This window comes from Geoanaerobacter pelophilus (genome assembly GCF_018476885.1).
Lineage (GTDB): Bacteria > Desulfobacterota > Desulfuromonadia > Geobacterales > DSM-12255 > Geoanaerobacter > Geoanaerobacter pelophilus.
Genome location: NZ_JAHCVJ010000014.1, coordinates 36,599 through 47,291, shown reverse-complemented (window position 1 = coordinate 47,291; position 10,693 = coordinate 36,599). Strand labels below are relative to the sequence as shown.

5 protein-coding genes are annotated in these 10,693 nt (G+C 50.2%); all 5 read left to right on the top strand.

All coding sequences use genetic code 11. The annotated features are described in order from the left end of the window. The coding region (locus KI809_RS19965) for a hypothetical protein (protein ID WP_214173370.1) at positions 1-1,785 on the top strand (1,785 nt) is incomplete at its 5' end. Then, positions 1,782-4,148, top strand: a complete 2,367-nt coding sequence (locus KI809_RS19960; RefSeq protein WP_214173369.1) for a DUF6242 domain-containing protein — start codon at positions 1,782-1,784, stop codon at positions 4,146-4,148. The genes KI809_RS19965 and KI809_RS19960, both read left to right, overlap by 4 nt. A 1-nt stretch (position 4,149) precedes the next feature. Further along, entirely contained in the window at positions 4,150-4,974 is an 825-nt protein-coding gene (locus KI809_RS19955; RefSeq protein WP_214173368.1) for a hypothetical protein, read from the top strand. 153 nt (positions 4,975-5,127) lie between these two features. Then, a complete protein-coding gene (locus KI809_RS19950; protein WP_214173367.1) occupies positions 5,128-5,889 on the top strand; it encodes a DNA adenine methylase in 762 nt (253 codons plus the stop codon). 813 nt (positions 5,890-6,702) lie between these two features. Further along, positions 6,703-10,629: a PAS domain S-box protein gene (locus tag KI809_RS19945; RefSeq protein WP_214173366.1), complete on the top strand. Its 3,927-nt coding sequence runs from the start codon at positions 6,703-6,705 to the stop codon at positions 10,627-10,629. Positions 10,630-10,693: the final 64 nt, after the last annotated feature.

The following is a 10,693-nucleotide window of genomic DNA, read 5'->3' as shown; positions in this document are numbered from 1 at the left end:
GCAAAGAATGTGACTGGGCTGCGCGAATTCGCTTTCTATGGCGAGAACGCTTTTGATGCTCTTGTCCGGCTGTCTACCTCGCTCCAGGGGGTCAATGAAGGGTTGGAGCTGATAGACGGCACTTTCATTAGATCAACAATGTCAGGCGCCAATGCTGCTTATAAGCTCACCGAACTTATGGGCGGGCTTGATAAATTCTCCGACGCTATCGACACCTATTTTACAACCATGTTCAGCGATGCCGAACAGGAAGGGCGCAAGGCAGCCCAGGCAGCCCGCCAGGTGAATGTCGCTTTCAACGAGATGCATTTAACCGTGCCAACTACCCGCGAAGGATTCAGGACTCTGGTTGAAAGTTTGGATCTGACCAGGGAAACCGGCCAGGCGCTTTTTGCCTCTCTGATGAATATTGCCGAATCGTTCGGCACGGTCATGGACGCAGTTGACGCGGCGTATGCAGCCCAACAGGATCTGCAGATCCGCCGCTTGAGAGTAGCCGGCAACGATGCCTCGGCCGATCTCCTGGAGCTGGTAATCGATCAGCAGAAAGAATACCAGGATTATCTCGGCAAGGGCTATGACGTCACTGAGCTGCTGATTGTCCAGCAACTTGAATATGAAAAGGCAGTAAAAGACGTTTCAACCACCCTTAAAGAGTCGTCAAACGAGATGACCATTGCTGCCGAGCAGATCAAGAGCAAACTATCCTCGGCAGTTTCGGCTCAGATGCAGATCATGACTACTCTGAAAAACATGCTGAGTGGTGATCTTTCGACGCTCTCGCCTGATCTCAAGTACAACCAGCTCGGCTCATCGTTCCGGGCCACTGCCGACCGCGCCCGGCTCGGCGATGTTTCTGCTTTGGAAGGGATCAGCCAGATCGCCCAGGAGTTCCTGACCTCGTCGCGCAGTTACAATGCCAGCGGTCCGGCCTATGCTGCCGATTTTGCCTTGGTCACTCAAACCCTGGCCGAGCTTGGCGGCCTGCCAACCTCCACCGAGATCCAGATCGACGTGGCCCAGCAGCAGCTTAGCAAGCTTAAAGAGATCCAGGCCTCGATTGCTGACGGCAATATCGACCAGCTCACCTACCTCAAGTCGATCCTGGGTGAAAACAGCGGCGTTTCGACTTTGCTTGAGCAGTACCTCAAGGCGGATCAGGCGGCCAAGGATTCCGCAACCCAGGCGGCAGCCGATGCCCAGGCTGCAGCAGAGGCCGAGCGTCAAAGAATAGCTGCAGAGCAGGCGAGGGCAGCTGCCGTTGCTGCCGAGGTGCAAGTTAAGGCCAGAGAATATGCTCAGGTCGCCATGGAATATTCAGTTGGCAAGCGCACCGGCTACGACTCTAAATATGACGTCGGGCCAATAGTTAATGGCGTTTCTTCCCCGAACGGCAAGATTGACACCGGTGACGGTATTGTCTGGCTGAGTATCGCCAACGGCAGCGGCAATGTCACCGATGAAATCAAGAAAATGCTGGGTATCAGCAGCTATGACGTTGGCTCACCGTTCATCCCTTACGACCAGATGGCCCAGGTTCATAAAGGCGAGATCATTGTCGACCCGGCATCGTCGGCAGTGCTTCGCAAGTACGGAATCCAGGTCAACGGCAGTGGCGGCGATAATTCCGAACTGGTTGCGCTGCTCAAGGAAGTTATCACCGAAGTCCGCGCCCTGGTTCGCCTCTCCGGCGCCGGGCATTCCCAGCAGATCGATAAACTTACGGCATTGGAAAAGGTGCTGTCTGGCATTGAACGTGACAACCGGCAATTGGTTAATCAATGAGTGAATATCTTATAGAAATCCCTGCCCATACTGGCAGTGCTGTTGAAACTCTCCGATTCACCAGCGGTTCCGGTCGGATTTATGACGGCTATTACTATGAACCATGTGTGTCTAACCCTGGTGCGCTGAAAATAATGATGTTTGGTGAAGGTACTACAAGAGGCGCATCCAAAATAGGTTACGGAGAAATACAGCTGGTCAATAAAGATGGCCAGCTGGACAGCCTCCGCAACTATGGAATAGGTGGGAGAATCGCTGTGATACGAGAGTTAATTGCTGGGGTGACTATTGGCATGACGTTGAGTTGCAGCATGGAGCAACCAGTATTCAACGATTCATCTGTGTCAATCAGGATAAAGGATCCCCAAGTCGTTCTTGATGTAGCTTTCCAGGAAAATAAATATGCCGGCACCAACGTTCTTCCCGCAGGGGTTGAAGGTACTGCTGACATCAAGGGTAAGCCGAAACCTGTATTGTTGGGTCAGGTGTCGAATGCCACGCCTTTTCTGGTTAATACCTCGCGGTTGATTTATCAGGGGCATGACGGGGCGTTGCAGGATATCCCCGCAGTTTACGACAAGGGTGTTCTACTTGGCCGGGGCACTAATTACACTAGCCAAGCAGATATGGAGGCAAACCCGCCGGCCGAAGGATATTACCGAGCATGGCTGGGTGGTGGCATGTTCCGATTAGGATCGGCGCCAGCCGGAGTTGTAACGTTTGACGGGATACAGGGTGCAACTGCAGCAAATAGAACTGCTGCCCAGATTGCAAAGCAGATCGCCTTGCGGGTACTCACAACAAACGACCTGATCGACCAGGACTTCACTGATCTGGACACCCTTAATAGCGCTGTTATTGGCATATATATAAATAGCGAAACAACCATTGCAAAGGCATTGGATGAGGTAATCGGCAGTATCGGTGGATGGTATGGGTTTGACGCGAATAATAAGCTCAATGTTGGCCGGTTGGATTCTCCTTCAGGCACTCCTGAAATCGAACTCACAAAGCAGGAAATAAGCAACCTTCAGCTACTGCCTACCAAAGACGAAGGACGTGGTTTACCGGTCTGGAAAGTTAATTTGAACTATGACAAGGTTGCCACGGTTCAGAACATGACAAGTCTTGCCGGCAGCTTGAATTTCTCCTGGGTTGCCGGAACTCTCCCTGCATCAGCATATTGGTCGGCAATCACTTATGGTAATGGCTTGTTCGTTGCAATCCCGCAAAACGGTTCGGCCTACGCGACATCCCCGGACGGTATTGCCTGGGTCTCACGGACCCTGCCGTCGCCTCCGACTGGCGGTTATTGGGTAAAAATAGCTTATGGCAATGGCACTTTTGTCTTGCTGGGAAATGGGGCAAATGGCAATGCCACCAATGTTTATGCAACATCAACTGACGGCATAAATTGGACTCCTGGGACGTTGCCGGTTTCAAGTGTTTGGGTGGCTATTACCTATGCGAATGGCCGCTTTGTTGCCTTGGCTGCCAGCAGTACAGTTTGTGCCTTGAGTTCGACTGATGGTACTACCTGGAGCCAAGGCGACTTGGCTAATGGTACTTGGACCAGCGTTGCTTATGGTAATAATGTGTTTGTGGCTATTACCTATAATGGCAGCGCTTTGGCAACCTCTCCTGATGGTGTGACCTGGACGGCCCGGACGCCAACAAACAGCGCTGGCAGGTCTGTCACGTTCGGTAATGGGCTTTTTGTGGCAATCGTCTACAACAGCAATGTTTTTGCCACATCACCCGACGGAATAACCTGGACAGCGCGGACCATGCCGATGACGGCATATTGGTCAAATATTACTTATGGCAATAGGGTTTTTGTTGCGACAGTCGAGAATAACAGCAAGGTGGCAGCTGTTTCTCCTGACGGTATTTTATGGTATCAGGTCGGCTTGCCGTCAGCTGCCAACTGGCAGGGTATTTCTTATGGTAACGGCTCATTTATCGCCGTATCGTTCAATAGCGCCAACATCTTCACCTATAGAATCGCACCTTCCACGGAGTACCTTTCGCGGGTTTCCTTAGAATATCGCACGGTAAATGACTTTGATGATGCTGTCTTGACCGTGCATCCGTTGGCGACAGAAATAACCTTGGACAGTTTATTGGTGTCGTCAGCGGCGGCACAAACAGAAACCACTCGGCAACTTAGTCTGCGGAAAGTTCGTCGGGATTATGTATCGATCTCAATTGACTCGAGTGTTCTTGCCAGCATGCCTACGGTCGGGAAAGTCATAAAAATAACGTACCCACGTTACGGATATGATGCCGGAAAGCTATTTGTCTTGATCGGCGTGAATATGGAATTGTCGGCTAAAAAAATCACTTTTTATCTGTGGGGCTGATATGCCTTGTTTATTTTGTTTCCCGAACCGCTTGGATGATTCTCTCAGTTACAGCACGACATTGTCCGGCGGATCCTGGTCGGCCACTCTGCCACTGACAAATCTGAAAAGCCCATTGTTATCGAAAAAAGCCCGGTCAACGAATGCTCTGGCAGCATCCACCCAGTTCAATACTGATATGGGCACACCGCGAGCCATTAGAGCCCTGGCGCTGCTTAGGCACAACCTCAGCTCTGCTGCCACTGTCAGATTTCGGGGCTATTCTGATTCGGGCTATACGTCGTTGGTTTGGGATTCAACCGCACTGTCGGTATGGCCGGAAGGTTACCCGGCCGTGGAAAACAAGAAGCGTTACCAAGAGGATTTTTATGTCATTCTGACTGCGGCAGTAACTGCCCGCTATTGGAAAACCGAGATCGTTGATACCGCCAACTCGGCCGGATATATTGAGATCGGCCGGGCCTTTTACGCGCCGGCATTTGAACCGGGTTTAAACATGTCTTATGGCGCATCAATCAGTCTCGAGACAGACACTACCTCAGAGCGGTCAAAAGGTGGAGTGGATTATTATGACCGATCTGAACCGCGTCGGGTAATACAGTTTACTCTGCCGGTCAACTCTCAGGACCAGGCGTTCAGCGACATATTCGACATGCAATGGGATCGAGGCATTGATCAGCCGCTGCTTTTTGTATTCGAGCCAACAGACACCGGAGTACTGTTGAAAAAACGGAGCTGGCTGGCAACATTGCGGCGGTTATCTGCGATCGAATTCCCATACGTTAATAACCACTCTGTGGCGTTTGAATTGATGGAGACTTTATAGGAAGGAATTAAGAGGCAGCGATCGAGCCGTACTGGCATACGACTCGAACGCCAAACCCACAGAACAAGGCTGTGAGCCGACCAAGGCTGCCCCGCCCTGATCAGAGCAAGGGTAAGCCTACCATAAACTGACAAAACTGCAATGGAGGCTCAAATGAATAAACCGATTTTCCCATGGATAGGAGGCAAGAGAAGACTTGCCAAACATATATTGCCGCTCATCCCGGAGCATACCTGTTATGTAGAACCTTGCGCCGGGGCTGCTGCCATCCTCTTTATGAAAGAGCAATCCAAGGTTGAAGTGCTGAACGATATCAATCTTGACTTGGTCACATTATATAGAGTAGTCCAGCATCATCTTGAGGAGTTTTTACGACAGTTTAAATGGGCTTTAACCAGTCGTAAAATCTTCGAGTGGCTGCAGGAAACGCCACCGGAAACATTGACGGATATCCAGCGAGCAGCGCGGTTTTTTTACCTGCAAAAGCTATCATTTGGCGGCAAGGTTGATGGCCGGACATTCGGCACGGCAACGACAAGCATGCCCCGATTGAATTTGCTGCGGCTTGAAGAGGATCTCAGCCAGGCACATATAAGACTGGCCAGGGTTTGTATCGAGCATTTAACCTGGCAGCGCTGCATGACCAAGTATGATCGGTCGCACACGGTTTTCTATCTGGATCCACCGTATTGGCAAACCGAGGGTTATGGGGTTCCTTTTGGGATCGAGCAATACCAGGAGATGGCTGAAATGATGCGGGCAGTGAAAGGCCATGCCATTCTAAGTATCAATGACCATCCCGACATCCAGGAGATCTTTAAGAGCTTCTCTTCCAAGCTGGTGGATATAGACTATACAGTTGGTGGAGGAGCTAAGGGAGTAGGGAGGAAAGAGTTGATCATCTGGAACTGGTGACTCCCGTATTTAGATTGTAAGAAGTTTATATATGGCATGCTTCCCTATGCACTGTTCCCTGAAAATCGATCTGAGGGCAAATGAGAGCGTTGGGGTAAGTTTCACTAGTGGGACGAGGTGGGATTATTCATATAATAATGAAAGTCATTATCAATAAATAGTTGATATTTAAGGGGGCTTAAAACACCCCCTTATTTTATGAAATAATTCAATGTAGCTACTGCCAAAGCAATCGTACATCACTGTAAAAGCAATCGCGCCGCTATAGTAACTGGCTTAGGGATTCTAAAGAGGATTAAACGAGAAACGTCCCACAGATAATCACGTCAATATCGTACTTGACATAATATATCTTATGGGACGTAGAGTCTCGGAGGTCTTTTATGTCAAACTGCACCGTTTATGGGATTAAATTTGTAACCAAATTTTACACGAAATTGTAACCCTCTCAAACTCACCACGTTACTATCCCTCCTACAAAAAATAATTCGTAGCAATGCTAAAATCGGAGATATAGCCGATTGCAGATAAAATGACTAAGATTGTCAATTGGCATAAGACTTTCCCTTATAGGCTTAGAACCGTGCTCACAAAGAGTTACCATTCTAATTACGTATCAGGCAAAACAGTTGAATTGCGTTCACCGAGTTTATTGTTAAGATGATACAGTCTGTTAGTAAATCGCGAATATATAAATTAATGAGTTGCGCAGGATTCTCTAACAAGATTCTGTGGCTAGCCAAACCGAATCCTTGTAGCTAACGCCCTAAATCGTCAATACAGTGCATGAAAACTCTATTGGAGCAATGACGAATGGTTGAAGTGCTACAACAATTCCAGACATTGTTCAGCAATATGGGCCAAGGGGCGTTTCTGCAGAATGCCGATGGTCAGCTTGTGGACGTTAACTCCGCCGCCCTGGCACTCTTCGGCCTAACCAGAGAAGAGTTCTTCGAACGCACCTCCTCCCCCCCCGCGTGGCAAGTTATAACCGAAGACGGCCAGCAACTGCCGCCGGAATGTCACCCCGCCACGCTTGCACTGACCACTGGCAAAACGGTGCGGGACATGGTGGCCGGGGTGTTCAGCTCCAAGCGGAATGACTTTATCTGGCTGGAAGTCAATGCCATTCCGATGTTCCACGAGGAAGAAACAGTTCCTTACCAAGTATTAGTTACCCTTCACGATATCTCAGAGCGGAAGCAAGTCGAGTTGGTCTACCGGGCAAGGCTCCATCTGATGCAATTCGCAGCAGACCACACGTTGGATGAGCTGCTGGTCGAAACTCTGGATCGACTGGAGGCACTCACCGGCAGCTTGATCGGCTTCTATCATTCCTATGATGAAGAGAGCCGCTGCGTAACCCTCAAAGCATGGTCCACCAGAACAGTTCGTGATTGCTGCCGGGCTGATGAAAAAAACTGGTATTACAGCGTCGATAAGGCAGGAGTATGGATAGACTGCATCACGGCCCGTAAACCGGTGATCCACAACGAATATGCCTCCCTGGACCATTGCAACCTGTCAAAGGAACCTGCTGTCGTTGTTCGTGAGATGGTGGTGCCAGTCTTCCGCAACAACAAGATAGTGGCGATTCTCGGTCTGGGGAATAAGCCCCATGAGTACAACGAAAGCGACGTGAAGGTTGTCAGTCTGCTCGCCGACCTGGCGTGGGACATTGCCGAAAAGAAGCTGCAGGAAGAACAACAACTGCAGTCGGCAAGGCAGTATGAGGTACTGACGGAGACGTCGCTCGATGCCTACTGGATAGTTGACCGGACTGGAAAGATCATCGAGGTCAACGACCTGGCCTGCCGGCAGTATGGCTACAGTCGGGAGGAAATGCTGAATCTCTCCTTGCGTGATTTAGAGGCGCGCGAGAATGATGCCCAGTTGGAGGGGCACTCGGCGAACATCGTAGTCCAGCGTCATGACAGATTCGAGACCTGCCACCGCCGTAAGGACGGTACGCTGCTCGACGTTGAAGTAAGTGCCACCTTTATTCCGAGCAAGGATATTTTTCTCGCCTTTATCCGTGACATCACGACTCGGAAGAAAGAAGAACGGGCGCTTCAGGAGAGTGAGGAGCGATTCAGACAACTGATCGAGACAACAAATACCGGCTATGTAATTCTCGACGAATTGGGGCGGGTCGTGGATGCAAACTCGGAATACGTCCGCTTGACCGGCCGCAATAACCTGCAGGAGATCATCGGGCATTGCGTAACTGAATGGACCGCTACCCATGATTTAGACCGAAATGTGGATGAAATACGAAAATGCATCGAAACAGGAGTTGTACGGGGTTTTGTTGTTGACTACCTTTCTCCGGAAGGGGTACTCACCACGCTGGAAATAAATGCCTCCGTAACCCGAAAGTTGGACTCGTTGCAAATTCTCACACTGTGCCGGGACATTACTGAACGAAAGCGCATTGAGGAATCAATGAAGGCAAGTGAGGCGTTCCTGCTCAAGACCCAACGTACGGCTCATATCGGGATTTATGATTTCGATATTGTTCAAGACAGATGGACGAGTTCCAATGAAATGGACGATATTTTCGGCATTGACGCTGCCTTTACTCGCACATTCTCTGGGTGGCTGGACCTGATCCATCCTGATCAGCGCGACCGCATGGCAGCCTATTTTTCTGATCTCCTGGTTGCCCAGAGATGGTTCGAGATGGAATATGAGATTATCCGCCCGGTTGATGGCCAGATTCGCTGGGTTTTCGGCATTGGCGAATTTGAGTATGACACTGATGGCAAAGCCAAGAGAATGTTCGGCACCATACAGGACATCACCGATCGCAAACAAGCCGAAGAGGCACTGCGAGATCAGCAGCAAATGATCAATGCGATTGTGGAAAGTTCACAGGACTGGATCTGGGCGATTGATCTTTCCGGCAACCACACCTATTCAAATCAGGCAGTGCAACAGATTCTCAACTACTCCCCGGAAGAGTTCCAGTGCATGGGGTTGGAACTGGTCCACCACGAGGATCGGCAGAAGATTAACGAACTCTGGTCGGGATGGATTGCCTCCCGACAGGGATGGAGCAACATTGTGGTGCGCTGGCGCGCCAAAGACGGATTCTATCGCTACCTGGAAAGCACCGCCGTACCGATTCTCGATCCGCAGGGCGAATTGCTCGGTTTTCGTGGTGTAGATCGCGACATCACGGAACGCAAATTGGCGGAAGAGGCGCTTAGGGCCAGTGAAGAACGTTTTCGCAGTATTATGGCGTTGTCGCCCGATATTATCAGCATCATTGGCCAGGGTGGTGAGTTGCTCTACAACTCACCAGCAGCGCAGCGGATTCATGGCTACACAGATGAAGAGATGATTGGCATTAACACCTTTGACCTGATTCATCCGGATGATCAGGAAAAGGTGAGCAAAGGATTCAACCTCCTCCTGCAATCGCCGAATCAGGTCCATGTAGTCCAGTACCGCTACCGGAACAAGGACAGCAGCTACAGCTGGATGGAGTGCTCTGCCAACAATCAGCTGACCAATCCTCTCCTGCGCGGCATTGTTGCTATCTCACGTAATATCGACGACCGCATACGGATGGAAGATGAGCGCCTCCGACTGGAGCAGCAGCTTCTGCACACACAGAAACTGGAGAGCCTAGGCATATTGGCCGGCGGCATTGCTCACGATTTCAACAATATCCTTACCGCAATCATCGGTAACGTCGAGTTAGCCATTATTTCGCTCAATCCCCAGTCCCCCGCTCTAGACAACCTGCAGCGGATCGAAAAGTCTGCTGTCCGTGCCGCTGAGCTTGCCCGTCAGATGCTTGCCTACTCCGGTAAAGGGAAATTTGTCATTGAGGCCATCGATCTGAACCAACTGGTGGAGGAGATGGGGCACATATTTGAGGTCTCCATCTCCAAGAAGGCACTGCTCCGTTACGACCTCAATCGGCCGCTCCCCAGAGTGGATGCCGATGCAACTCAGATCAGTCAAATCGTCATGAATCTTGTGATCAACGCCTCTGAGTCCTTTGGCGATAAAAGCGGCATTATCGCCATCAGAACAGGCTGTGTGGAGTGCACTGAAAACTACCTGAAGGATGCCTGGCTGGTCGATCCGCTGCGGGGAGGGCTCTACGTCTACCTGGAAGTTGCCGATACCGGCTGTGGTATGGATCAGGAGACTCTTGCGAAGATCTTCGACCCGTTCTTCACCACCAAGTTCACTGGCCGTGGGTTAGGAATGGCGGCAGTGCTTGGCATTGTCAGGGGGCACCATGGAGCCATAAAGGTTACCAGTGAACTGGGCAACGGCTCCACTTTCAAGGTACTATTGCCAGCATCTGATCAGGAGCTAGAAATCGAACCCTTACAGACTCAGACAGAAGACTGGAAGGGGCAAGGAAAAGTTCTGCTGGTAGACGATGAAGAAGACGTAAGAGATATTGGAATGGCCATGCTTCAAATGTTAGGTTTCACTGTTGTCACTGCAAATGATGGTAACGATGCGGTAGAGGTTTTCAAGGCAAATCCCGACATATCCTTTATCGTACTAGACTTAACCATGCCAATAATGGATGGCGAACAGTGCTTTTACGAACTCATGCGAATCAAGCCAGACGCCAAAGTTGTCATGTCCAGTGGTTTTAGTGAGCAGGAAGTCACTCAGAAGTTTATGGGTAAAAAACTCTCAGGATTCATTCAGAAACCCTATACAATGTCAGCAATGAAAGAGGCGATTCAGAAAATACCAATATAGAAACACAGTAACGTTGCCTCTGTTCGCCTATACCCACACAGCATTGGGGAATTTTGTTACAGCT